Raw genomic sequence first — 24,278 nt, 5'->3', positions numbered from 1 at the left:
CCCTTCGCGACGGCCCGACCGACGGATGTTGAAGGGCTGCGATCATGCCCGTTGTCGTCCCCGGGTATTCCAAGGGTGTGCGTGCGTCACTGCATGAAGTATGCTGATTGCGCGCAAATATGGCGGATCGGGAATTTCCACTTCCCGGGGCCAAGCGAGGTCGGGGTGCAATGCCGTTCGACAAGTGGCTCCAACGCGGGCCGTAACCTGTTTTCCGGTGCGCTGTCCCTACTGTTGGCGGCAACCGGAAATCGCTTGGCGGGCGGGTGACATGCGTTTGGCACGAAACCTCGGAGCGGGGTCGATCACGCTGATCTACGCGACGCTCGCGATCGCTTGGATCGTCGGCACGGCGGCGCTGCTGGAAGTCACGACGGCGGATCCGGAGTTGCGCATGCGCATCGAGATCGCCAAGGGCGCGGCCTTCGTCGTCGTCACCGGCGGCCTTCTCTACTGGCTGCTGAACCAGGCGCAGTCATCCCTGGGCGGCGCGCTGGTCGACGCATCCTCCTACGAATGGCGCCACCTCGCCGTGTTGCTGGTGATTCTCGCGCTCGCGGTGCCGCTGATCAGCTTCGCGGTGTTCTTCGTCACCGCACGCCAGGTCGAGAACGACAGCCTGCGCAACCTGCAGGCAGTCAATGCGTCAAAAGTGCGGCAACTCGAGGTCTGGCTCGCCGAACGGCGCGGCGATGCGCTCACGCTCGCCGCCAGCCAGGGCTTCATCGAACAGGTGGTGGCGCTGCAAGGCGATCCCGCACTGCCGGTGCGTGAGGCCGTCGTGGAGCGACTTCAGGTCCTGCGTGATGCCTTCGCCTACGAGTCGGTCACATTGCTCGACGCGACGGGCAAACCGATGCTCGCGGCTGGCGAGCCGATTCACATGGATGCCGACCACGAGGTGCTCGCGCACGACGTGACGAGCGTCGGCGAGGTGCGCATGGGCGACGTGCACGCCGACAAATTCGGCGTGCACATGTCGTTTGCCGTGTCCCTCAGGCAGTCGAAGGCCGCCCCCCCGATCGGTGTCGTCATCCTGAGAATCAACCCGCAGGACTTCCTCTTCCCGCTGGTGGATCACTGGCCGCTGACGGGCGCGAGTGGCGAGTCCGTGCTGCTGCGACGCGACGGTGACGAGGCCGTCTTCCTCAACACGCCGCGCCACGTCGACGCCCCGCCGTTGTCGCTGCACACACCCTTGAGCGAACGCGGACTGGCAGCCAGCGCCGCGCTGCATGCGAGCGCGCCGGGCAACATGACCAGCCTCGACTACCGTGGCAACGAGGTACTGTCCAGCTGGCAGGCGGTGGCAGGCACCGGCTGGACGATGCTCTCCAAGCAGGACCGCCACGAGGCACTTCAGCCCGCGCGCACCACGGCAACGTGGGCCGCTCTGGTGGCCTTGCTTGCGTGCACGCTGGTAATCCTCGCCGTCGGCATGCTGTTCCGTCAGCAGCGGGTCGCCCGCGAACTGGCCCTGCAACTCGAAAGCGAGGAACGATTTCGCAACCTGCTGCAAAGCGTGCCCTCTGTGGCCGTACAGGGCTATGCGATGAACGGCACGACGAACTACTGGAATAGAGCCTCCGAGCGCCTCTATGGCTATCGCGCGGACGAGGCGATCGGTCGCAGCCTGCTCGATCTGATCATCCCGCCCGAAATGCATGAGGGCGTGCGCGAGGCGATGCAGCGCATGGCCGACACCGGCGAACAGATTCCGGCCTCGGAACTGACGCTGATGCGCAAGGACGGTTCGCGGGTCACGGTGTATTCGGCCCATGCCACGGTGCAGGTGCCCGGCAAGGAGCCCGAACTGTTCTGCATCGACGTCGACCTGAGCGAACGCATCGAAGCCGAGGCGGCGCTGCGTACGAGCGAGGCGGAGTTCCGCACCCTGGCCGAGGCGATGCCACAGATCGTATGGGTGACCCTGCCCGACGGCTATCACGTCCAGTTCAACCAGTACTGGCTGGACTACACCGGCCTGACGCTGGAAGAGAGCCTGGGCTTCGGCTGGAATGCCCCCTTCCATCCCGAGGATCGCGGCCGCGCGGCACGCACCTGGCAGGAAGCCGTCGACAGCGGCGAACCCTACGAGATCGAGTACCGCCTGCGCCGCCATGACGGGGTCTACCACTGGATGCTGGGACGCGCACTTCCGCTGCGCGACGAATCGGGTCGGATCGTGAAGTGGTTCGGCACCTGTACCGACATCGACGACATCAAGTGCACCGTGGAACGCCTCGACGAGGCGCAACGCATCGCCCGCCTGGGCGACTGGGAGTGCGACCTCGACACCGAGGAGATCCGCTGGTCACCGCAGGTCTTCGAGATCTTCGGGCGTGATCCGGCGCTGGGCCCGCCCGCGAATTTTGCCGAGAACGACCGCTTGTTCGACGATGCGAGCCGCAGCGTGGTGGCCGAACGCATCGCACGCGCGCTCGACACCGGGCTGACCCAGGAGTACGAACTGCGCGTCACCCGGCCGAACGGCTCCGAGCGCTACGTGAGCGTAGTGGCCGTGCCGCGACAGGACGAACAGGGCCGGGTCGCGGGGCTGTTCGGTACGGTGCAGGATATCACTGCGCAGAAGCGCGACGAACTGGCACTGCGTTCGCGCGCGCACCAGCAGGTGCTGGTCGCCACGCTGGGCCGGCTGGCGCTCACCGACAGCGATCTTGAGGGCATCTTCGACGCGGCCGCCGATGCGCTGGCCGACGGTCTTGGCGTGGAGTTCGCGCGGGTGGTGCTGCGTACCGAGGAAGACCAGTTCGTCATGCGCGCCGGCGTGGGATGGAGGGACGACTGGATCGGCCGGCGCATCGACGGAACACAGGGCGTCTCGCACGTGAGCAGCGTACTCGAAGCCCAGGGCCCGTTGATCGTGGACGACTTCGCCACCGAAGGGCGCTTCGCTACGACCGGCATGATCGCTTCGCACGCCATCGTCAGCGGCATCGACGTGCCCATCGGGCGATCCGACAAGCCGCTGGGCGTGCTCGGCGCCTATGCACGCACCACGCAACGCTTCTCGGCCGACGACATCGGCTTCCTGCAGAGCATCGCCAATACGCTCAACACCGCCATCGAACGCGCGCACGCCAAGGAACAACTCACCTACATGGTGCAGCACGACGCGCTCACCGGCCTGCCCAACCGACTGCTGCTCACGGATCGCCTGAATGTCGCGATGACGGCCTCACGCCGCACGGGCAAGCGCGTGGCGCTGATGTTCATGGACCTGGACCGCTTCAAGAACGTCAACGACGTATTCGGCCACGACGGCGGCGACCTGGTACTCAAGGAAGTGGCGGCCCGCCTGCATGGCGGCGTGCGGGCCTCCGACACGATCAGCCGCCAGGGCGGCGACGAGTTCCTGGTCGTGCTGCCGGAGATCGACAGCGATGACGACGCAGCGCGCGTCGCCGAGAAGCTGCTCGCGGCCGTGCTCTCGCCCTTCCAGCTCTACGGAACCGAAGTCGTGCTGGGTGCGAGCATCGGCATCGTGTGCTTTCCGGACAACGGCGACGACGTCGAGACGCTGATGCGCAACGCCGACGTGGCCATGTACGCGGCCAAGGAACAGGGGCGCGGGCGCTACCAGTTCTACTCCGCCGACATGAATGCGCGTGCCCACGAACGCCTGATCCTCGAAGGCGACTTGCGTCACGCCATCGCGCGCGACGAACTGTTCCTCGTATTCCAGCCGCAGATCAATCTGGCACGGGACGAGGTCATCGGGCTCGAAGCCCTGCTGCGCTGGCGCCACCCCACGCGTGGCGTGGTACCGCCCGCACAGTTCATCCCCATCGCCGAAGACAGCGGACTGATCACCTCGATCGGCACCTGGGCGATGGAGGCTGCGTGCCGACAGCACGCCCAGTGGCTGGACGAGGGCGCCGTTGACGGAACGATGGCGGTCAACGTCTCGGCCCTGCAGTTCCAGCAAAAGGACTTCGTGGACACGGTTTCGGCGGTGCTCGAGCGCAGCGGCCTGCCTGCGCACGCACTCGAGCTCGAAGTCACCGAGAGCGTGGTGATGCGTGGCATCGACGAAGTACTGGATAAGCTCCACCGACTCGATGCGCTCGGCATCCAGGTGGCGATCGACGACTTCGGCACCGGTTATTCCAGCCTCAGCTACCTCCGGCAGTTCCCCATCGACCGCCTCAAGATCGATCAATCCTTCATCCGCGGCCTGCCCGCCGATCGTGAAAGCGCGGCCATCGTGCAGGCCGTGGTCGCGCTGGGGCACAGCCTCGCGCTCGACGTGCTCGCCGAAGGGGTGGAAACCGACGAGCAGGCGGACTACCTGCGCGGCATCGGGTGCAACGCGGGACAGGGCTATCTGTTCGCGAAGCCGGCCGAGTCCGACGCATGCTCCGCATTGCTGCGCGCATTCCGCGTCAAGGAATGACGCGCCCGACTCGGCACACCTGTGGCTACAGTCCCGCTTCGATCTGCAGATAGGCCTGATGCACGTTGGCGCGGTGCAGGTCAGCGTAGTTTTGCAGGCGCTCGAACTGCGGCGCGTCGCCCAGTTCGGCCAACGCTTCCTCGGCGCCAGCCATGTCTTCGGCGTGCTTGCGCACGCCTTCGACGACGAAGGCAAGATAGTCACCGGTGTCGCGTTGCGCACCGGCCGTGTCGGTGACCGAGCCATGGCCCGGGACGATGACCACCGCGTCGAAGGCGGCGAGCTTGCCGAAGGCTTCCAGCCAGCCTTCGGCACTGCTGAACGGGCGGATGGACAGGATACGGTCCATGTAGACGTGATCGCCCGCGAACAGCGTGCGCGCCTCGGGCATCCACAGCATGACGTCGCCAGCGAAGTGGGCGTCGGAAAGATAGTGCATTTCCAGCGTGCGCCCACCGAGTTGCAGGGTTTCGCTGTCGGCCACGATCACGCGCGTGGCGTGCGCCGGCTCGGTGCCATCGAGCCGTTCCTTGAGCGCCGGCGCGAGGCGTTCGAGCTGATGGCCGACTTCCTTCTTCTGGGTGTTCACGGTGCGCTTGTGGGCGATAACCTCGGCGCCCTGAGCGATGAACCATGCGTTGCCCAGCCAGCGGTGGTCCTGCGCACCGGTGTTGATCACCCATCGCACTGGCTTGCCGGTGAGGCGTTGCGTTTCGGCTGCGAGCAGTTCGGCGCCCATGCGCGAGGCACCGCTGTCGATCAGGATCGCGCCCTCGGGCGTGTCGATGACGGCGTAGGTGGCGTTCAAGCCGTGGTTTTCGTAGCTGCGATCACCGAGCGGGCCGACCAGCGCGAAGATGCCGTGTCCGACGTCCTCGACCTCCAGGCGGAACTCGGTCGCCGCTGCAGCAACCGACCAAGCACACAGCAAGGCGCACGCGGCACGCAGCATCCCGAATGTCATATCCAACCTCCAGCGGGCTCAGGCCCGCACCAGTCCCGCTTCATACCACGCACGGCTGCGATTGACGATGCGCACCAGCCACAGCATCACCGGCACCTCGATGAGCACGCCGACCACGGTGGCCAGCGCCGCGCCCGAATCAAAGCCATACAACACGATGGCGGCGGCCACGGCCAGTTCGAAGAAGTTCGACGCGCCGATCATCGTCGACGGGCCGGCCACGGCGTGCGGTGCCTTGAACTTTCGGTTGAGCCAGTAGCCGAGCGCGGCAATGAACAGCACCTGCAACAGGATGGGCACGGCCAGCATGCCGATGATCAGCGGCTGGTCGATGATGGCGCGGCCCTGGAACGAGAACAGCAGCACCAGCGTAGCCAGCAGCGCGAGGATGGAGAACGGGCCGATGCGCTCCAATGCGCGCTGGAAGAAGGCCTCGCCGCGCTTCATCAGTTGCGCGCGGATGAACTGCGCGATGGCCAGCGGAATCACGATGTACATCACCACCGACAGAAACAGCGTGTCCCACGGCACCGGAATGGCCGACACGCCGAGCAGCAGCGCGACAATGGGCGCGAAGGCGAAGACCATGATCAGATCGTTGAGCGCGACCTGGGTCAGCGTGAAATTGGCATCCCCCCGGCACAGATTGCTCCACACGAAGACCATCGCCGTGCATGGCGCCGCGCCGAGCAGGATCAGACCGGCGATGTAACTGTCCAGCTCCTCGGCCGGCAGCCACGGCGCAAACACGTGGCGGATGAAGATCCAGCCGAACAGCGCCATCGAAAACGGCTTGACCGCCCAGTTCACGAACAGCGTCACGCCGATGCTGTTCTTCTGGCGGCGCACCTCGTGCAGCGCGCCGAAGTCGATCTTCATCAGCATCGGGATGATCATGATCCAGATCAGAATGCCGACCGGGATGTTCACATGCGCCACTTCCAGCGCACCCACCGCCTGCGCGGCCTGCGGGGCGAACTGCCCGAAAGCCGTGCCGGCGACGATGCACAGGAAGACCCAAACCGTCAGATAGCGCTCGAAGAAGCCGATCGGCGCCCCGGCGGATTGTTTGGCGGCGATTTCGCAGGGTGACGACATGGTTCAGGCGGTCCGTGTGGATTCGGGGACGAGGGTGCCGATGCGCTCGCATTCGGCCTTGAACTTCGCGAGATCCTTTTCGGCCAGATCGCGTGGCAGTGCCAGCAATGCTTCGATGCGGTGGCGCAGCGTGCGGTACGCCGTCTCGAAGGCGGCCTCGATTTCGGCCTCGGTGCCGGTGGCCCTGGCCGGGTCGGCCACGCCCCAGTGGGCGCGCGGCGCCGGCGACAGATAGACCGGGCAGGTCTCGCCGGCCGCACTGGCGCATACGGTGATGACCAGATCGGGGGTCACCGGCAGGCCGTCCCACGACTTGCTGGCAAGGCCGTCGGTGGCGATGCCCTCGCGTTCGAGCAGCGCCAGCGACTTCGGATGCACGTAGCCGGCCGGCTGGCTGCCGGCGCTGATGGCGCGCCAACCTTCGGGGGCGAGCGCGTTGAAGGTGGCTTCGGCGAGGATCGAACGACACGAGTTGCCGGTGCACAGGAACAGTACATTCATGACTTGCAGACTCCTTCCGCGATACCCGTGAGCTCACAGCTCACGCCTTCGCCACAGCAGTTTTCGGTGAGGAAACCGATGGTGTCGACCATCAGCGCGATATTGGCGCGGTAGCGCTGGAAGCGGCCTTCCTGCTCGGCCGTGACCAGCCCGGCCTGCGCCAGCCCCTTGAGGTGAAAGCTCAGATTCGTCGGCGGGATGTCGAGTGCCGCGGAGAGCTCACCCGCCACGCGCCCGTCGGGGCCTGCCTGCACGAGCAGGCGGAAGACATCCAGCCGCACGCCGGACGAGAGCGCTTCGAAGACCTGCAGGGCGGTGGGCTTGTCCATGATTCAATACTTCAATAAGTGTTGAATCATTATCGGCGGAAAAGTCCGCCTTAGTCAATGCCTGCACCGGCGCTTGGCCGCGGTGGGGAAATAAACTATGTTTGGCCGTTGCCGTCCAACCCGCTTCAGCCAATACGGACACCCCAATCGATGCCCTTCAAAGCCACCGCCCTCGTCCTTGCCCTGCTCGCCTCGACCGGCGTCCTCGCTCAAAGCCTCAGCATCGACGGCTGCAACATCCGGCGCGGCACCTTCTGCGTGAACATGAATCTCGCCGGCGCCGATCTGGCCGGCGCGCGCCTGTCCAATTCGCAGTTCTCGCGTTCGGACCTGTCCGGCGCAAACCTCACCGGTGCCAATCTGGACGAGACGACCATTACCGGCACGCGCTTCAACGGTGCGCGCATGGCCGAAGTTTCGCTCAAACGCGTCAATGCGCGCGGCGCGGAGTTCGTCGAAACGCAGCTGAACGGGGCCAATTTCGAAGCGGCGACCTTGCAGAACGTGGATTTCAGCAGCGCGAATCTCGAAGGCGCGAAGCTGGCGAATGCCAACCTTTCGAACGCGCGGCTCGGGCGCGCCACGCTCGATGGCGCCGACCTGACGCGCGCGAACTTCCGCGCCGCCGACATGCGCGAGGTCACGATGCGGGGCGCGAACCTGTCGGGCACGAACTTCACCCGCGCCGACCTGCGCGGCGCCGACCTGCGCGACGCGAAGAACGTCGCCCAGGCCAACTTCTTCAGCGCCCAGACGGAAGGCTGCATCGGCTGCCCGTAGGGCGGGCAGCCCCCGTATCAGGCCGCGAGAAAGACTGCGCCGGCCACGGCAATGAGCCCGCCAGCCACGCGCTTGATGCGCACCGCAGCGGCGCCTTCGGGCAAGACACGCGCCAGCGCATACCCGGCGCCGTGCAGCAGCGCGGTGGCGATGGCGAAGCCGGCGGCATACAGCCACATCGAGCCGTGGCCCATCTCGGTGAAGTGCGCATGCCCGTGGAAGAGCGCGAACACGGCAACCATCGGCACGGCCACCGCCAGCGGCAGCGCGACGACGAAGGCGATCAGCAGGCCCAGCACCAGCACGGACAGCGCGATGCCGCTCTCGACGGCCGGCAGCGCCACACCCAGAGCGCCCAGCCCGGCACCCGCGAGCATCGCGGCGACGAAGGCCACAGGCAACGCCCAGCGGGCGCGGCCGGCCTGACGCGCGGCGAGCAGGCCGACCGCCAGCATGGCGAGCACATGGTCGAGACCGCCGATGGGGTGACCGAACCCGGAGAAGAAGCTCACGGATTCGTGACCCGGATGGGCCAGCGCGGCGCCTGCAAACAGGGCGAGCGGGAGGGAGCAGAGCAGTCGTTTCATGTCGGTTTCCTCATGAAGTGTTCGGTTCAGACGGCTTGGGGCGCGACGAGCAGACCCTGGCGCTCGATGAAGTCGATGATTTCGTCCAGGCCCTGACCGCTCTTCTGGTTGGAGAAGACGAAGGGGCGATCCCCGCGCATCTTCTTCGCGTCGCGGTCCATGACCTCCAGCGAAGCGCCCACCAACGGCGCCAGATCGATCTTGTTGATCACCAGCAGGTCACTCCTCGTGATGCCGGGTCCGCCCTTGCGCGGGATCTTGTCGCCGGCCGACACGTCGATGACGTAGATCGTCAGATCCGACAGTTCCGGCGAGAAGGTCGCCGCGAGGTTGTCGCCGCCGGACTCGACGAAGATGATCTCCAGCCCCGGAAAGCGTCGGTTGAGCCGATCGACCGCCTCGAGGTTGATCGATGCGTCCTCGCGGATCGCCGTGTGCGGGCAGCCGCCGGTCTCGACGCCGATGATGCGATCGGCCGCCAGCGCCTCGTTGCGCACCAGGAACTGTGCGTCCTCGGCGGTGTAGATGTCGTTGGTGACGACGGCGATGTTGTACTTGTCACGCAGCGCGCGGCACAGCGCGAGCGTCAATGCGGTCTTGCCCGAGCCGACAGGCCCGCCGATGCCCACGCGCAGGGCTTGTGTACTGGAAGTCATGATCTGAACAGCCTCGTGTATTGGGTCTCGTGCCGGCTGCTCGCAATCGCGAGGCCGGGGTTGAAGTTGCTCCATTCGAACTCGGGCAGCGCCAGCGCCTGTTCCGCCAGCGCCGGGATCGTCTCGCCCAGCTCGCTCAGCAACCGCTGGCCGGCGCTCTGCCCGAGCGGCACGGCCTTGACCGCCGCCATCACCTGGTTTTCCAGCCAGGCCCACAGGTAGGCGGCGATGGCCTGATCCGCCGGTACCTGCCAGGCGGCGGCGGCAGCCGTCCATGCGGTCGGGAAGGCCGGCTCGTCGACGGCCAGCAGGCGATCACGCCAGCCGGGAAGCCGTGCAAAAACGTCGAGATCTCCGAGCAGGCGCACCAGCGACCAGCCCATCTGCACGGTCTCGGCGCGCAGTTCCATGGTCTCGCGGCTGGCGTTGAAGTCGGCGTTGAGCGCCGCCACGCGCGCGTCGTCCCCGTCATTCCAGGCCTGCATCAGCGCGGCGGCCAGCGGCGCCTCGAAGCGCGCGAGGTTGTGCGACAGCGCGTCTCCAATCCATCTGGCCGTGCCGGCCTCGTTCTTCACGGAGCCGCTCTCCACCGCCCATTCCAGACCCTGTGAATAGGTGTAGGCGCCGACCGGCAAGGCCGGGCTGGCGAGTTGCAGCAGGCGGACGAGGGGGAGCATCAGGGGTGCTCCGCGTGATCGTAGGTCGGGTTGAGCGAAGCGAAATCCGACACACGGACGGAGATGTCGCAATTCGCTTCGCTCATCGGCGACCTACGGAAGGAGCTCGCCGGCTTTCGCTGTTTGCGGCGAGCGCAGAACTCGTAGGGCGGATTAGCGCAGCGTAATCCGCCGAATGTTCGGCCAATGCGGCGCAATGCGCTTCGCTTATTGCGCCCTACGGTCATTCGACGACTCATTTCACGCGCTCATCATGTGGATGCGCGCCCCGCTGCCGTCGCCGGGGTGCTGGTGGCCGTGGGCGTAGGCCCCGGTCTCGGGTTCGAACGGCGCGGAGACGGCGCGCACTTCGGCACCGAGGCCGACGAGCATGTGTTCGAGCACGTGATCGGCCTGGATGCGCAGCCAGCCGTCGCCGATCTGCACGGCGACGTGGCGGTTGCCGAGGTGATAGGCCGCGCGCGCCAGCGCGAAGGCGCCGTCGCAGCGGGCTTCGAGCAGGTCTTCGGGGGCGGAGACGACCTCGACGATGCGGCCGTCCTTGGCGCGCAACTTCTGGCCGCCGCGCAGCACGGTGCCGCGCTCGAGGAACAGACCGACTTCCTCACCCGTCTTCAGCCTGGCGCGCAGACGGCTTTTCGTGCGGTAGCCGAAGTCGAGCTCCAGCTTCTCGGTGGCGGGTTCGGGGCCGTCGTAGAGGGATTCGAGCAGCAACATGGGACGCCCTAAAAGAGAAAGTAACGCTGCGCCAGCGGCAGCACGTCGGCCGGCTCGCAGGTAAGCAGTTCGCCGTCGGCGCGCACGACATAGGTCTCGGGGTCGACGTCGATCACCGGCGTGGCGCCGTTGTGGATCATGTCGGCCTTCTTGACGCTGCGGCAGCCCTTGACCGCCACCAGCGGCTTTTCCAGCCCCAGCGCCTGCACCGCGGGGTTGTCGAGCGCGGCCTGCGAGACGAAGGTCACGGAGCGCTTGAGCGCCTTGCCGAAGCTCGCGAACATCGGCCGGTAGTGCACCGGCTGCGGTGTCGGGATGGAGGCGTTGGGGTCGCCCATCACGGCCGCGGCAATCGCGCCGCCCTTGAGGATGATGGCCGGCTTGGCGCCGAAGAAGGCCGGCTTCCACAAAACCAGATCGGCGAGCTTGCCGACCTCGATGGAGCCGACCTCATGCGCGATGCCGTGGCAGATCGCCGGGTTGATCGTGTATTTGGCGATGTAGCGCCTGACGCGGAAATTGTCGTGGCCCGCGTCACCGTCCTCGGGCAGCGCGCCGCGCTGCACCTTCATCTTGTGCGCGGTCTGCCAGGTGCGCGTGACGACCTCGCCGACGCGGCCCATGGCCTGCGAATCCGACGACATGATCGAGAACGCGCCGGTGTCGTGCAGGATGTCCTCGGCGGCGATGGTCTCGCGGCGGATGCGGCTCTCGGCGAAGGCCACGTCCTCGGCAATCGACGGATCGAGGTGGTGGCACACCATCAGCATGTCCAGATGCTCGTCGATGGTGTTCACGGTGTAGGGCCGCGTCGGGTTGGTCGAGGACGGAATCACGTTGCGCCGGCCGATGGCCTTGATGATGTCCGGCGCGTGGCCGCCGCCCGCCCCTTCGGTGTGGAAGGTGTGGATGGTGCGATCCTTGAACGCCGCGATGGTGGTCTCGACGAAGCCCGATTCGTTGAGCGTGTCGGTGTGAATCGCCACCTGCACGTCGTATTCCTCGGCCACCGACAGGCAGTTGTCGATCGCCGCCGGCGTCGTGCCCCAGTCCTCGTGCAGCTTGAGCCCGATGGCACCGGCCTCGATCTGTTCGCGCGCCGGGTCGGGCAGCGAGACGTTGCCCTTGCCGAAGAAGCCCAGGTTCATCGGAAAGGCCTCGGCCGCCTCCAGCATGCGGTGCATGTGCCACGGCCCCGGCGTGCACGTGGTGGCCATGGTGCCGGTGGCCGGGCCCGTGCCGCCACCGAGCATGGTGGTGATGCCGCTCATCAGCGCATCGTCCATCTGCTGCGGGCAGATCCAGTGGATGTGGGCATCGATGCCGCCGGCGGTGACGATCATGCCCTCGCCGGCGATGACCTCGGTGCCGGCACCCAGCGCGATGGTCACGCCGGGCTGGATGTCGGGGTTGCCGGCCTTGCCGATGGCGGCGATGCGTCCGTCCTTGATCCCCAGATCGGCCTTGACGATGCCCCAGTGGTCGACGATCAGCGCGTTGGTGATGACGGTGTCGACGACCTCGGCCGACACCCGCTGGCTCTGGCCCATGCCGTCGCGGATGACCTTGCCACCGCCGAACTTCACCTCGTCGCCGTAGATGGTGAAATCCTTTTCGACCTCGATCCACAGCTCGGTGTCGGCCAGGCGCACGCGGTCGCCGGTGGTGGGGCCGAACATTTCCGCATAGGCGCGGCGTGAGATTTTCGCTGTCATTTACAGTGCTCCCATGACGTCGCCGGCGAAGCCGTACACCTTCCGGTCACCGGCCAGCGCGACCAGTTCGACGGTGCGCGACTGGCCCGGCTCGAAGCGCACGGCGGTACCGGCCGCGATGTTCAGGCGAAAGCCACGCGCGGCCGCGCGGTCGAAATCAAGCGCGAAGTTGGTTTCCGCGAAGTGGTAGTGCGAGCCGACCTGCACCGGGCGATCGCCGGTGTTGGTCACCTTGAGCGTGATCGTGTCGCGGCCCACGTTGAGCTCGATCTCGCCGTCCAGGGTGTGCATTTCTCCGGGGATCATCTTTCGCGCCCTTTAGATTATGGGGTTGTGGACGGTTACGAGCTTGGTCCCGTCGGGGAACGTGGCCTCGACCTGGATCTCGGGAATCATCTCCGGCACGCCTTCCATGACCTGTTCGCGGGCGAGGATGGTGGTGCCGAAGTGCATCAGGTCGGCCACCGTGCGGCCGTCGCGCGCGCCCTCGAGGATGGCGCAGGTGATCAGCGCCACCGACTCCGGGTAGTTGAGCTTCACGCCACGCGCCAGACGGCGTTCAGCCACCAGGCCGGCGGTGAAGATCAGCAGCTTGTCCTTCTCGCGGGGGGTCAGTTCCATTCGTCCTCTCCAGCGGGGCAGCGCCCCGGTTCAGGTATTCCAGATGCGCGGCGTGGCGGCGGACAGGCCGGTCAGCGACGGTCGAACGCGGGCCCACAATCGCGAAAACCACTCGCGCCCCGGCTCGCAGGCCGGGCCCAGCCAGCGCGCGACCAGTACGCCGGGCAGCAGGGTCACGGCCCCTTCACCGGCGAGCGGCTCGATCTCGCGGCAGGCGTCGCGCAGGGCCTCATCGACTTGCGGTCCGACGATCCACAACGTGCCGGTCACCGGCTGGCCGGCCAGCCCCACCGGCGAATCGAGCAGGGCGCCACCGCCATCGACGCGACCGCGTTCCAGCCACACCGCGCGTCCATCGATGCGGATGCGCGTGTGGCTCGAGTAGCGCCCCTGCGTGAAACGCTCGCCCGAGCCGGTGCGCCCGAAGCAGCTCATCTCGGCACCGATGAAGCGCGCACCGGCCTCCAGCTCGACGTGCGTCGTCAGGCTCGCCTCGGCGCCGTCGAAAATGATGGCCTCCTGTGGCAGCCACTCGCAGATGCCATCCTTGGCGACCCGCAGCGATTGCGTCATGGCAGCCTGCCGGCCGCCGCTGCGATACCACTTGCCGGCACCCGGCGTGGTCAGCAACGCATGCGCGAGCGGTCCGACCTCGACCGAGATGTCCAGCACGTCGCCACCGACGATGCCGGCCGGCGGATGCAGCACGATGGCGTGACACACGGCCTCGCCTTCCGGGTACAGCGGCTTCTGCATGCGCAAGGGGCCTGCATGACGGCTGTGCACCAGCACGGTGCGCAGGCCGCGTCGCGCGAAGCCGAGTTGCAGCGACGCGTGCCAGCCCGGGACGGACGCGGGTGGCGCGAGCTCCGGCGGAATCAGGTGGGCAGGGTCGACGACGAGGTTCATGGACGGGGTTTAGCGAATCCCGTGCCATGTCCTCACAAGCGGCGTAAAAACAGCCCAATCATCGGGGATGGCAGCCGTGCGCGGCCGTGCACGAGCGAGACTTGCACCTTTGCGACCCGAGATACGCCCCGAATCAGTGCATTGCGCACCACTTCGGGGCGCTGCGACCGTGGTCGCAGTCTCCATGCACTGCTTCGGTTCGCGCCGCGCATTCCTCGCAGGATTTCAACGCGGGTGCTGCGCGACGTACACGGTGCACGCCGACTCGCCGCCGGTGTAGGGATTGGGGAACGGCACGACGTGCGCGGCGACCGACTCGAACACCTCGCCGAGCAAGGCCTCGAACCCGGCATGCGGCGGATCGTCCGACCACAGCGCGAACACGCCGTCGGGTTTGAGTTGGCGCGTCATCGCGGTGAGCGATTCACGCGTGTAAAAGCCCGCATGTGATTCGTTCAGAACATGCTGCGGCGTATGGTCGATGTCGAGCAGGATGGCGTCGAAGCGCCGGCCCGGCTCGGCCAGAAAGCCGTCGTCGGAAACTGCGAGCCGGAAGAAGTCGCCATGTTTGATGCTGCAGCGCGCATCCGCTGTCAGCGTCGGCCCGAGCGGGCAGATGCCGGTCTCGTGCCATTCGATCACGGGTGCGAGCCAATCGACCACATGCAGCGAGCCCACCGCCGGGTTCTCCAGCACCGTGGCGGCGGTGTAGCCCAGGCCCAGTCCGCCGACGATCACGTCCAGATCCGCACGCTCAAGCGGTGCCAGCCCGAGCCGTGCAAGCGCCTCCTCGCTGGCCGTGAACAGGCTCGACATCAGGAATTCGTCGTCGAGCTTGATCTCGTAGACGGTCACGCCGCCCAGACGCACCTCGCTGCGACGGCGGATGCTGACCGCACCGATGGGGGTTTCGCGGTAGTCCAGTTCGATGAAATCGATGTTCATGGCGTACTCCGTTGGGGAACCGGTGACCAGCGTACGCAGCCGGCGATCAGCACCCCGCAGCGCGGCCGGGGCCGGAGCAAGGCAGCACACGGAGATGCCACACGGCAGCGATTCACAGCCTTCAGGATTGGCGACATCGTACCGGGGCGTCCGGTCCGCGGCGAGGCCTCGCGAACTTGAGCCACCGCGCGCAAGATCGCAAGATTGGCAATCCATCCGCCGCGCCCTGAACGAAATCGCTTATTTCCAGGCCAACCAACGCCAAGTCGGGAGACTGAACATGGACGAGTGCTGCAAGAGTCCGAAGGGCCGCTCACCAGCATCGCGCCGGCAGGCCTGTCCGGAATGCGGTGTCGCCGGAATCGCGGTCGGCGAACCCACGATCGCCCACCACCTGAGCACACCGGCGAGTTGGACACCGTCGGCCGCGCGTCACTTCTTCTGCGCCAGCCCGACTTGCGACACCGTGTATTTCGGCGACGACGGCTCGCGCATTACGCGCGACAGGCTGCACACGCGCGTGGGCATCAAGGACGACGACGGTGCTTCGCTGCTGTGCTACTGCTTCAAGCTCAGCCGGGCCGACTTCGAGGGCGACGCCTCGCTGCACCGTTTCGTCGAGGACAGGACGCGCGCGGGCGAATGCTCATGCGAGACCAGCAACCCGTCGGGCCGCTGCTGTCTGAAGGACCTGCCGCGCACTTGAGCGGTCACGCGGACCCTCAGGCCGCTTCCTCGAGCACCACACCGGCCTCGCGCATCTCGCACAACGCGTGCTCTCCGCCTTCGGCCGTGACCGGGCGCGTGGCCTCGGCCACGAGCACCGTGTCGAAGCCTTCACGACGCGCGTCAAGCACCGTGGCGCGCACGCACACGTCCTCTGCCAGGCCGCCGACCCACACCCGACGCACGCCGTGTGCGCGCAGGAAGTCGGCCAGGCCAGTGTCGTCGAAGGCGGAGTTCTGGTCGTGGTCGAAACGCACGCCCTTGGTGACGACGACAGTCTGCTCGGGCAACGCGAGATCGGGATGAAAGCGGGCGCCGTCACTGTCCTGCAGACAGTGCACAGGCCACTGGCCACCGTGATCACGGAAGCTCGGATGATCGCGAGGATGCCAGCAGCGCGAGGCGATGATCGGAACGCCGGCACGCACGGCCTCGTCGATGAGCCGGTTGAGCACCGGCACGACGCGGTCACCAGCGTCGATCGCCAGCGCCCCACCGGGGCAGAAGTCCTTCTGTACGTCGACGACGATCAGCGCGTCGCCGGGTTCGAATCGGGAATGCAGGGCCGTCGTGTTCATGGCGCGCCTCCCTGTGTTGATTCGTGATTCGTGTCACTGGCCAGCGCGAATGCGCTCGGCCACCTGCTGCTGGTGCTCGCGCAGCGCGGCGCTGACCGACACCGGATAGCCCGGTTCCGCAGCTTCGAGTGCCTGCACCGCATCGGGCAGACGGGCGATGGATTCTTGAGCATGCGTGCGCAGCGCATCGAGATCCGCCGGGGTGTGCAGACGTCGGCCGTCGCGCATGACCGGGTGCAGCAGCGGCTCACCGGCCAGCGATTCGTCGGCACGGGCGATCACGTCACCGACCGCGCGACCATCGCGCAGGCTGCGGAACACCTGCTTGCGGCCGGGCAGCACGGGCTTGCCGCTGGAGAGCTTGAGACGGCCACGGCCATCGTATTCGCACAGCTTGTAGGCAATGTCGAGGTTGGGCGCGTCGTCGGACACGCCCATGCTGCTGCCCACGCCGAATCCCCCGATCGGCGCATCAGCGGCGACCAGTTCGGCGATGCGGTCCTCGTCGAGGCCGCCACTGGCGACGATGCCCACGTGTTGCAGGCCGGCGGCGTCGAGCAGGTGCCGGCTCGCGCGCGCAAGCTCCAGCAGGTCTCCCGAATCGAGGCGTACCGCGCCGATGCGCGCCTCGCCCGAGCGCACCAGATCGACGACCTTGCGCACGCCGGCCAGCGTGTCATAGGTGTCGACCAGCACCACCGTATCCGGAAAGGTCTGCGCGAAGGCGCGCAAGGCCTCGCGCTCATCGTCATGGGCCTGGACGTAGCTATGGGCCATGGTACCGGCCACCGGCACGCCCCACACGCGCCCCGCGAGCACGTTGGAAGTGGCCGCAATGCCGGCGACGTGAAACGCGCGCGCGGCCTTGAGCGCCGCGTCGAAGCCGTGCATGCGGCGCGCGCCGAAATCCAGCACGCGCCGGCCTGCCGCAGCGGCGGCCATGCGCTGCGCCTTGCTCGCGAGCACCGTCTGCAACTGCATCTGGTTCATCACCAGGGTCTCGATCAGCTGGGCCTGCGGCAGCGGTGCGACGATTTCGAGCAGGGGCTCGTCGGCAAACACCGGCGTGCCCTCGGGCACGGCGTAGACGGTGCCGGTGAAGCGAAAATCCCGCAGCCAGTCCAGAAAGGCCGGCGAAAAACGATCGAGCGAGGCGAGGTATTCGATATCGCCGTCATCGAAGTGAAAGGCCTCGAGATCATCGAGCAGCGTGTCCAGCCCGCAGGCGACGAGAAAGTTACGCCGCTGTGGCAATGCGCGCGAGAACAGGCTGAACACCGCCTCGCCACGCATGCCCTGCTCGAAGTAGGCCTGCACCATGGTCAGTTCGTACAGGTCGGTGAACAGGCCCAGGCCGTGGCTGACGTATGCCTCGCAATGGTTGGCGCGGCGCTTGTTCATTGTTCGCCCTCCGCACCGCTCAGGGCTTCGAGCACCTCGGCATGCACATCGAGCGCGGCGCGGTCGAACAGCACGAAGCGGATCAAACGCACGAAAACCAGGCGCGGCGCGGCCTCGAGCACAGTCGCCAGCGCGATTTCAGTGGCCGCGTGCAGCGGATAGCCGAAGGCGCCGGTGGAAATCGCCGGAAAGGCGAGCGAGCGCAGGCCTTCGCGCTCGGCCAGCTCCAATGTGTTGCGGTAGCACGCCGCGAGCAACTCGTCTGCCGGCTCATCCACGCCGAAGACCGGCCCCAGGCAATGGATGACGTGACGGTTGGGCAACGCGTGGGTGCCGGTGATCACGGCCTGGCCGGGGCGGATGGGCGCGAGCGGCCGGCACTCCTGCTCCAGACCGGGACCGGCCGCGCGATGCAGCGCACCGGCCACGCCGCCACCGGTGCGCAACTCGGCGTTGGCGGCGTTGACGACGGCGTCGATGTCCGACTGGGCGACAATGTCGCCGACGACGCATTCGACGGCGACCTCATGCAGGGTCTTGCGGATCATGGCTCCCTCCTTTTCCGTTTGTGACGGCTTCGATGGGTGCCGCGGCGCAACTCGGGCGCCGGCAGATCATGTGAGTGTGGACGCCGGTCGCCCAGGGTCGTTCCGCGTCGGCGTCACACTCCGCCGATGCGGATGAAGCGCGCCATCTGGGTCGGCGCGCCGCGCGCCGGGTCATAGTCACCGACTTCGTCGAAATACACGTCGTAGCCGTTGCGTCCGGCCACGCCGGCGGCCCAGCGGCGGAACTTGGCGCGGTTCCACTCGAAGAAATGGCCGGGATGACGCATGTCACCGGGCAGCAGTCCATAGAGCACGTTGTACTCCTGGTTCGGCGTCGTGACGATGACGGTGGCCGGCCGATATCCGCCGAACACCGCCGATTCGACGCGCGACAGGCGCGAGGGCTCGATGTGCTCGATGGTCTCGAGCAGCACCGCGGCGTCGAATCCGACCATCGCCGCATCGTCCACCTCGAACGAGGCGTTCATCACGCGCACGCGAGCGTCAACCTCGTCCGGGTTCAGCCCCAGACGGCGTCGTGCATCGACGAGCGCGCGCTCGTCGATGTCGATGCCGACGATGCGCTCGATCTGCGGGTCACGCGCCAGGCGCAGCAGCAGGTCGCCGTTGCCGCAACCCAGGTCGAGCACACTGCGCGCGCCGCGCGCGATCAGGAAATCGAACACCCGGTCGAGGCGCTCGGTCTGCAGATCAGCGTCCATCGGGAATGCTCCAAATGGTTCCGGCGGCGCGCGTTGCGCTTATCCGTTCTCTCGTTCGGCCACGCAATCGGGGCAGAACACGGCGGCCGGGTCGTGCGCGAGCCGTTTGGGGTCGAGCTCGGCATCGCACTGGCAGCAATGTCCGAAGCTGCCGGCGTCGATGCGCGCGAGCGCCGCCTGCAGCCTGCGCCGACTGGTGATCAGCCGGGCACGCAACTCCTGCGCCATGGCCTGCTGCTGCATTGCGTCCATGCGTGACAGACGGCCTACGCTGGCCTGGTCGAGCATCACCGTGCGGCCTGCCGACTCGGCCTCACGCAGGGATTCTTCGAGGTTCTGGAGATCGCCCGCGATGCGGGCGCGGAAGGCTTCCAGGTCAATCGTCATCGTTGCACTCCGGTTCGGGGCTTCCCGCGTGCGTCGACGGCGCGCGACGCGGGGTGGGCATGCGCGACACGCGCGCATGGGCAAAGGGGTGCAGTTCGATTACATGGGCCCGGTCATGAGGTGTGTCGCCGGAGTATAGCCCCGGGGCTGTCGCTCTTGTAGCGGCGTGCCAAAGCGTGCGAGACCCTGGCGGCACGCAAGGGCGCCTGTGGCGCCGATCCGGGGATGGGCCCATCAATAGAATTTATTTATGCATTTCATTGTGTTGCGTCGCAACATTCCGTATGATGCGCGGTTTTCCGCAGTACGCCTTCCCGGAGCAGTCCCTTGTAATTCGCTCGACCCGACTTCCATCCACGCCACCGCAACCACCCGCACTCCGGCCGGAAGTCCACCCGCTCCACCTCCACGAGATTCCGAACAATCGCTGCCTGCACGCAGCCCGGCATCGCATGCGTCCGCCAAGCGCGGTCATCGCGCGGCCATCACCAATCATCCGCCCATGTTTCAGACAATCCGAAAAGACTGGTTTTCCAATATCCGCGGCGACACGCTTGCCGGCCTCGTGGTCGCGCTGGCGCTGATCCCCGAGGCCATCGCGTTTTCCATCATCGCCGGCGTCGACCCCAAGGTCGGCCTCTACGCCTCGTTCTCGATGGCCGTCGTGATCGCCTTCACGGGCGGTCGCCCCGGCATGATCTCGGCCGCCACCGGCGCGATGGCGCTGCTGATGGTCACGCTGGTCAAGGAACACGGCCTGCAATACCTGCTCGCGGCCACGGTGCTCACCGGTGTGCTGCAGATCGCCGCCGGCATGATCCGCCTCGACCTGCTGATGCGTTTCGTGTCGCGCTCGGTCGTCACCGGCTTCGTCAATGCGCTGGCGATCCTGATCTTCCTCGCGCAACTGCCCGAACTCACCAACGTGACGTGGGTGGTGTATGCGATGACCGCCGGCGGCCTGGCCATCATCTACCTGCTGCCGATGGTGACCAAATCGATTCCGTCGCCGCTGGTGACCATCGTCGTGCTCACCGCGATCGCCATGTGGCTGAACCTGGACGTGCGCACCGTGGGCGACATGGGCGAGCTGCCCGACAGCCTGCCGATGTTCCTGATCCCCGACATCCCGCTGAACTTCGAGACGCTCGCGATCATCTTCCCGTACTCGCTGACGCTGATGGTGGTCGGCCTGCTCGAATCGCTGATGACCGCGACCATCGTCGACGACCTCACCGACACCAACAGCGACAAACGCCGCGAGTGCATCGGCCAGGGCACGGCCAACATCGCCACCGGCTTCATCGGCGGCATGGCCGGCTGCGCGATGATCGGCCAGTCGGTGATCAACATCAAATCCGGCGGCCGCGGTCGCCTGTCCTGCCTGCTCGCCGGCGTGTTCCTGCTGATCATGGTGGTGTTTCTCGACGAGTGGGTCGCGCAGATCCCGATGGCCGCGCTGGTGGCGGTGATGATCATGGTGTCCATCGGCACCTTCGACTGGAGCTCGATCCGCAAGCTGCGCGAACACCCGCCCAGCTCCAGCGTCGTGATGATCGCCACGGTCGTGGTGGTGGTGGCAACGCATGACCTGGCGCGCGGCGTGCTGGTCGGCGTGCTGCTCTCGGGCATCTTCTTCGCGCACAAGGTCGGGCGCGTGCTGCGCATCGACTCGCGCACCGACGACCACGGCCGCGTGCGCAGCTATCAGGTGGTGGGGCAGGTATTCTTCGCTTCGGCCGGCACCTTCATGGCCGGTTTCGACTTCAAGGAAGTCATCGAACGTGTGCGCATCGACGTCTCGCGCGCGCACTTCTGGGACATCACGGCGATCGACGCGCTCGACCGCGCGGTGATCAAGTTCCGCCGCGAAGGCACGGAAGTGGAGATTGCCGGTCTCGATGAAGCCAGCAAGACACTGGTCGACCGTTTCGCGATCCACGACAAGCCGGACGCCGTCGAACGACTGATGGGCGGACACTGAGGATGACGAACATGAACAAGGTGATTGGCTGTATCGACGGTACCGAAACCTCGGCCACGGTGTGCGAGTACGCCGCCTGGTCGGCGCTGCGCATGGGCGCGCCGCTGGAGTTCCTGCACGTCATCGACCGCCATCAAGAAGTGGCGCCGGTGAGCGACTTCTCCGGCAACCTCAAGGTCGGCGCCCAGGACGAGTTGCTGCAACAACTGGCCGAGCTCGATGCCCAGCGCAGCAAGATTGCGCAGGAACACGGTCGCATCCTGGTCGACGCAGCACGCGGTCGCGCCGCCGAGCTTGGCGTGAAGGCACCGGAAGGCCGCCAGCGTCACGGCACCCTGGTCGAGACGCTGGGCGAAATGGAAGACGACACGCGCCTGATCGTGCTTGGCCGCCGTCACGTCGACGCCGCCGCACCCGACCAGCCGGTGCAGAACCACCGCCTGGAACGCGTGATCCGCGCCATCCACAAGCCCATCCTCGCCACCGCCGCACACTACAGGACGCCCGAGCGCTTCATGATCGCGTTCGACGGCAGTCCCACCGGTCGCAAGACCGTGGAGCGCGTCGCCGCCAGCCCCCTGCTGGTCGGCCTGCCGGTGCATGTCGTGACAGTGGGCAGCGGCGCGTCGGCCAGCGACGCGCTGGCGTGGGCGAAGACCGAACTCGAAGCACGCGGCTTCGACGTCACCACCGCCACCCGCGACGGCGACGCCGAGCGCGCGCTGGGAGACTACGCGACCGAACACACGATGGATCTGGTCGTGATCGGCGCCTACGGCCATTCACGCATCCGCCACCTGATGATCGGCAGCACCACGACGGCGCTGTTGCGCACGCTGCCGGTACCGGTACTGGTATTGCGCTGAGGATCGCGCGTTCCCCGGAAAGAACAACGCCGCCCGGTCGAAGACCGGACGGCGCCGAGCCCGAGGCGGGACGACTTACTGATTGGCGTTGGGGAAGAACAGCTGCTGGCCGTCGATCTTGTACTCGGCGATCGCGGCCTGGCCTTCGGCCGACACCAGCCAGTCGATGAACTGCTGGCCGGCGTCCTTCTTCACGTGGGCGTGCTTGTCGGGATTGACGAGGATCACGCCGTACTGGTTGAACAGGCGCTCGTCGCCCTCGACGAGGATGGTCAGGTTGGCGCGGTTCTTGAAGTTGAGCCAGGTCGCACGGTCGGACATCACATAGGCGCCGCTGGACGCGGCGATGTTGAGCGCCGGACCCATGCCGCAGCCGCATTCCTTGTAGCCCGTGCCCTTGTCCTCGACGCCGGCGGCCTTCCAGAAACGCAGCTCGGCCGAATGCGTGCCGCTCTTGTCGCCGCGCGAGACGAAGCCGGCGTTGGCGGAAGCCACCTTCTTCAGTGCGGCCGTGACGTCCTTGCCCTTTGCCCCGGCCGGATCGGACTTCTCGCCGATGACGACGAAATCGTTGTACATCACCGGGAAGCGCTTCACGCCGTAGCCTTCCTCGACGAACTTCTCCTCGGCCACGACGTTGTGCACGAACAGCACGTCGGCATCGCCGCGGCGGCCGGTCTCCAGCGCCTGGCCGGTACCCTGCGCGACGACGCGCACCTCGATGCCGCTCTTCTTCTCGAAGATCGGCAGGATGTGGCCGAACAGGCCGGACTGCTCGGTCGACGTGGTCGAGGCCACGACGATGGATTCGGCCTGCGCGGCGGAGGCCGCGAAGGCGGAAATGGCGAGGGCGGCGCACAGGCCGCGCAGCGGACGGATCAAGGATGCAGGTTTCATGTTCACTCCTGGGGGAAAACGCGATGCCGCGCACCAGCGCGACCACGGGCGGCGACCGGTGGTCGCCTGTTCATTACCAGTTTTGGCGTAATCTATTGATCGTGATTACTTTCGGCAATATGAACGCCCGTGCATAGGATCCAGTTCCACTACACCCTGTCGGACACCCGCGGCTCGGCGCTGATCCGCAATCCGCTGCTCGATCTGCTGCACGCGGTCGAGGACAACGGCTCGATCTCGGCCGCCGCGCGCCAGCTCGGCTACTCCTATCGCCACGTATGGGGCGAGCTCAAGCGCCGGGAGGCCGAGCTGGAACACGCGCTGATCGTGTGGGAGAAGGGTCAGCCGGCGCGGCTGACCGAGTTCGGCACCAAGCTGCTGTGGGCCGAGCGCCAGGCTCAGGTGCGGCTGCAGGCGCAGATCGAGAACCTGCGCGCCGACCTCGAACGCGCCTACGCCGTGGCCTTCGACGACTCCACCCACGTGCTGAGCTTTCACGCCAGCCACGACGATGCGCTCTCGGCCCTGCGCGAGCAGGCGCGCGGGCAGAAGCTGCATCTGGACATCCGCTTCACCGGCAGCGTGGATGCCATCCGGGCGCTCAACGAAGGCCGCTGCATGATGGCCGGCTTTCACACCCGGCTGAACCCGCCGCGCGGCTCGCTCGCGCAGCGCACCTACAAGCCCATGCTCAAGCCCGGCCTGCACAAGATCATCGGCTTCGCCCGCCGCACGCAGGGCCTGATCGTCGCGCCCGGCAACCCGCTCGGCCTGACCGGCCTGCACAGCCTCGCCAGCGGAAAGCTGCGCTTCGCCAACCGCGCGCTGGGCGCCGGCACGCGCTTGCTGCTGGAAGAGCTGCTGGACGAACAGGGCATTTCCGCGAGCTCGATCCGCGGCTTCGACAGTGCCGAGCCTTCGCACGCGGCGGTCGCGCAGGCAGTGGCTTCCGGACAGGCCGATGTCGGCCTGGGCATCGAGGCGGCGGCACGTGCACGCGGGCTGGACTTCGTACCGGTGGTCGAGGAGCAATACCACCTCGCCTGCCTCAAGTCGGCGCTCAACGAAGCCGGCATCCAGGCCCTGCTGACACTGCTCGGCAGCGAGCAATGGCAGCGCACGCTGGCCGGACTGCCCGGCTATGCGCCGGAACACTGTGGCGAAGTACTGGCCATGAGCCGCGTGCTGCCGTGGTGGCGCTATCGCACGCAGAAGCATCCGGCGACGTAGGTCTGCTCGGTAGGTCGTGACGA

25 protein-coding genes are annotated in these 24,278 nt (G+C 66.8%); 6 read left to right on the top strand and 19 right to left on the bottom strand.

From position 1 onward, the window contains the following. Nucleotides 1-271 precede the first annotated feature (271 nt). Nucleotides 272-4,417, top strand: coding sequence for a bifunctional diguanylate cyclase/phosphodiesterase (locus C0099_RS00395; protein ID WP_164084842.1), 4,146 nt, complete (start codon nt 272-274; stop codon nt 4,415-4,417). Nucleotides 4,418-4,442: 25 nt separating this feature from the next. Here C0099_RS00395 and C0099_RS00390 read toward each other — a convergent pair whose 3' ends face one another. Genes C0099_RS00390 through C0099_RS00375 form a run of 4 tightly spaced genes read right to left on the bottom strand, consistent with a single transcriptional unit; the run spans nt 4,443 to nt 7,309 of the window. Beyond that, nucleotides 4,443-5,381: an MBL fold metallo-hydrolase gene (locus C0099_RS00390; RefSeq protein WP_102245600.1), complete on the bottom strand. Its 939-nt coding sequence runs from the start codon at nt 5,379-5,381 to the stop codon at nt 4,443-4,445. 18 nt (nt 5,382-5,399) lie between these two features. Further along, nucleotides 5,400-6,479: an ACR3 family arsenite efflux transporter gene (arsB, locus tag C0099_RS00385; protein ID WP_102245599.1), complete on the bottom strand. Its 1,080-nt coding sequence runs from the start codon at nt 6,477-6,479 to the stop codon at nt 5,400-5,402. Nucleotides 6,480-6,482: 3 nt separating this feature from the next. Beyond that, on the bottom strand, nt 6,483-6,980 hold the full coding sequence (locus C0099_RS00380) for an arsenate reductase ArsC (RefSeq protein ID WP_102245598.1): 498 nt from the start codon (nt 6,978-6,980) through the stop codon (nt 6,483-6,485). Beyond that, the gene (locus C0099_RS00375; RefSeq protein WP_102245597.1) at nt 6,977-7,309 is read right to left on the bottom strand and encodes an ArsR/SmtB family transcription factor; all 333 of its coding nucleotides are present in this window, start codon (nt 7,307-7,309) and stop codon (nt 6,977-6,979) included. Before C0099_RS00375 ends, C0099_RS00380 begins: the two co-directional genes overlap by 4 nt. A gap of 57 nt (nt 7,310-7,366) precedes the next feature. On the opposite strand from C0099_RS00375, the gene C0099_RS00370 reads away from it, so the two are divergent. Further along, complete coding sequence (locus C0099_RS00370) at nt 7,367-8,089, top strand: pentapeptide repeat-containing protein (protein WP_228151616.1); 723 nt, start codon at nt 7,367-7,369, stop codon at nt 8,087-8,089. A gap of 17 nt (nt 8,090-8,106) precedes the next feature. Here the strand turns inward: C0099_RS00370 and C0099_RS00365 are convergent, their stop codons facing one another. From C0099_RS00365 to C0099_RS00325, 9 genes are all read right to left on the bottom strand, one after another. After that, nucleotides 8,107-8,676, bottom strand: coding sequence for a HupE/UreJ family protein (locus C0099_RS00365; RefSeq protein WP_102245595.1), 570 nt, complete (start codon nt 8,674-8,676; stop codon nt 8,107-8,109). 26 nt (nt 8,677-8,702) lie between these two features. Continuing rightward, complete coding sequence (gene ureG / locus C0099_RS00360) at nt 8,703-9,332, bottom strand: urease accessory protein UreG (RefSeq protein ID WP_102245594.1); 630 nt, start codon at nt 9,330-9,332, stop codon at nt 8,703-8,705. Beyond that, nucleotides 9,329-10,009 carry an urease accessory protein UreF gene (locus tag C0099_RS00355; protein WP_102245593.1) on the bottom strand — a complete coding sequence of 227 codons (681 nt, stop codon included), beginning with the start codon at nt 10,007-10,009 and terminating at the stop codon, nt 9,329-9,331. Before C0099_RS00355 ends, ureG begins: the two co-directional genes overlap by 4 nt. A gap of 240 nt (nt 10,010-10,249) precedes the next feature. Then, nucleotides 10,250-10,726, bottom strand: a complete 477-nt coding sequence (gene ureE, locus C0099_RS00350; RefSeq protein ID WP_102245592.1) for an urease accessory protein UreE — start codon at nt 10,724-10,726, stop codon at nt 10,250-10,252. A gap of 8 nt (nt 10,727-10,734) precedes the next feature. Beyond that, the gene (gene ureC / locus C0099_RS00345) at nt 10,735-12,441 is read right to left on the bottom strand and encodes an urease subunit alpha (RefSeq protein ID WP_102245591.1); all 1,707 of its coding nucleotides are present in this window, start codon (nt 12,439-12,441) and stop codon (nt 10,735-10,737) included. Next, a complete protein-coding gene (locus C0099_RS00340; RefSeq protein ID WP_102245590.1) occupies nt 12,442-12,747 on the bottom strand; it encodes an urease subunit beta in 306 nt (101 codons plus the stop codon). A 12-nt stretch (nt 12,748-12,759) separates the two neighbouring features. Next, nucleotides 12,760-13,062 carry an urease subunit gamma gene (locus tag C0099_RS00335; RefSeq protein WP_102245589.1) on the bottom strand — a complete coding sequence of 101 codons (303 nt, stop codon included), beginning with the start codon at nt 13,060-13,062 and terminating at the stop codon, nt 12,760-12,762. Nucleotides 13,063-13,092: 30 nt separating this feature from the next. Further along, complete coding sequence (locus C0099_RS00330; RefSeq protein WP_102245588.1) at nt 13,093-13,971, bottom strand: urease accessory protein UreD; 879 nt, start codon at nt 13,969-13,971, stop codon at nt 13,093-13,095. 225 nt (nt 13,972-14,196) lie between these two features. Then, on the bottom strand, nt 14,197-14,916 hold the full coding sequence (locus C0099_RS00325; protein WP_102245587.1) for a polyamine aminopropyltransferase: 720 nt from the start codon (nt 14,914-14,916) through the stop codon (nt 14,197-14,199). Between the two features lie 280 nt (nt 14,917-15,196). Here C0099_RS00325 and C0099_RS00320 point away from each other — a divergent pair, with 280 nt between their 5' ends. Next, on the top strand, nt 15,197-15,622 hold the full coding sequence (locus C0099_RS00320) for a putative iron-sulfur cluster-binding metallochaperone (RefSeq protein ID WP_102245586.1): 426 nt from the start codon (nt 15,197-15,199) through the stop codon (nt 15,620-15,622). 16 nt (nt 15,623-15,638) lie between these two features. Here the strand turns inward: C0099_RS00320 and C0099_RS00315 are convergent, their stop codons facing one another. The 5 genes from C0099_RS00315 to C0099_RS00295 all read right to left on the bottom strand — a co-directional run bounded on the left by C0099_RS00315 (nt 15,639) and on the right by C0099_RS00295 (nt 19,278). Beyond that, complete coding sequence (locus tag C0099_RS00315) at nt 15,639-16,220, bottom strand: nicotinamidase (RefSeq protein WP_102245585.1); 582 nt, start codon at nt 16,218-16,220, stop codon at nt 15,639-15,641. Nucleotides 16,221-16,253: 33 nt separating this feature from the next. Beyond that, nucleotides 16,254-17,621 (bottom strand): nicotinate phosphoribosyltransferase, encoded by a 1,368-nt coding sequence (locus C0099_RS00310; RefSeq protein ID WP_102245584.1) that lies wholly within the window; start codon nt 17,619-17,621, stop codon nt 16,254-16,256. Beyond that, nucleotides 17,618-18,169 (bottom strand): macro domain-containing protein, encoded by a 552-nt coding sequence (locus C0099_RS00305; RefSeq protein ID WP_199797636.1) that lies wholly within the window; start codon nt 18,167-18,169, stop codon nt 17,618-17,620. Before C0099_RS00305 ends, C0099_RS00310 begins: the two co-directional genes overlap by 4 nt. A gap of 113 nt (nt 18,170-18,282) precedes the next feature. Further along, complete coding sequence (locus C0099_RS00300) at nt 18,283-18,891, bottom strand: methyltransferase domain-containing protein (RefSeq protein ID WP_102245583.1); 609 nt, start codon at nt 18,889-18,891, stop codon at nt 18,283-18,285. Nucleotides 18,892-18,930: 39 nt separating this feature from the next. Beyond that, entirely contained in the window at nt 18,931-19,278 is a 348-nt protein-coding gene (locus tag C0099_RS00295) for a TraR/DksA family transcriptional regulator (protein WP_102245582.1), read from the bottom strand. Between the two features lie 502 nt (nt 19,279-19,780). Here C0099_RS00295 and C0099_RS00290 point away from each other — a divergent pair. Together C0099_RS00290 and C0099_RS00285 are read left to right on the top strand one after the other, a co-directional pair. Next, nucleotides 19,781-21,262: a SulP family inorganic anion transporter gene (locus C0099_RS00290; protein ID WP_102245581.1), complete on the top strand. Its 1,482-nt coding sequence runs from the start codon at nt 19,781-19,783 to the stop codon at nt 21,260-21,262. A gap of 11 nt (nt 21,263-21,273) precedes the next feature. After that, complete coding sequence (locus tag C0099_RS00285) at nt 21,274-22,128, top strand: universal stress protein (protein ID WP_173768933.1); 855 nt, start codon at nt 21,274-21,276, stop codon at nt 22,126-22,128. A 75-nt stretch (nt 22,129-22,203) separates the two neighbouring features. Here the strand turns inward: C0099_RS00285 and C0099_RS00280 are convergent, their stop codons facing one another. After that, nucleotides 22,204-23,025 (bottom strand): substrate-binding domain-containing protein, encoded by an 822-nt coding sequence (locus C0099_RS00280; RefSeq protein WP_102245579.1) that lies wholly within the window; start codon nt 23,023-23,025, stop codon nt 22,204-22,206. A 129-nt stretch (nt 23,026-23,154) separates the two neighbouring features. On the opposite strand from C0099_RS00280, the gene C0099_RS00275 reads away from it, so the two are divergent. Further along, nucleotides 23,155-24,255 carry a substrate-binding domain-containing protein gene (locus tag C0099_RS00275; protein WP_102245578.1) on the top strand — a complete coding sequence of 367 codons (1,101 nt, stop codon included), beginning with the start codon at nt 23,155-23,157 and terminating at the stop codon, nt 24,253-24,255. The last annotated feature ends 23 nt before the right edge of the window (nt 24,256-24,278 follow it).

This window comes from Pseudazoarcus pumilus (genome assembly GCF_002872475.1).
Classification (GTDB): Bacteria; Pseudomonadota; Gammaproteobacteria; order Burkholderiales; family Rhodocyclaceae; genus Pseudazoarcus; species Pseudazoarcus pumilus.
The sequence above is the reverse complement of the archived record's forward strand: the minus strand, read 5'-3'. Positions and strand labels throughout refer to the sequence as shown.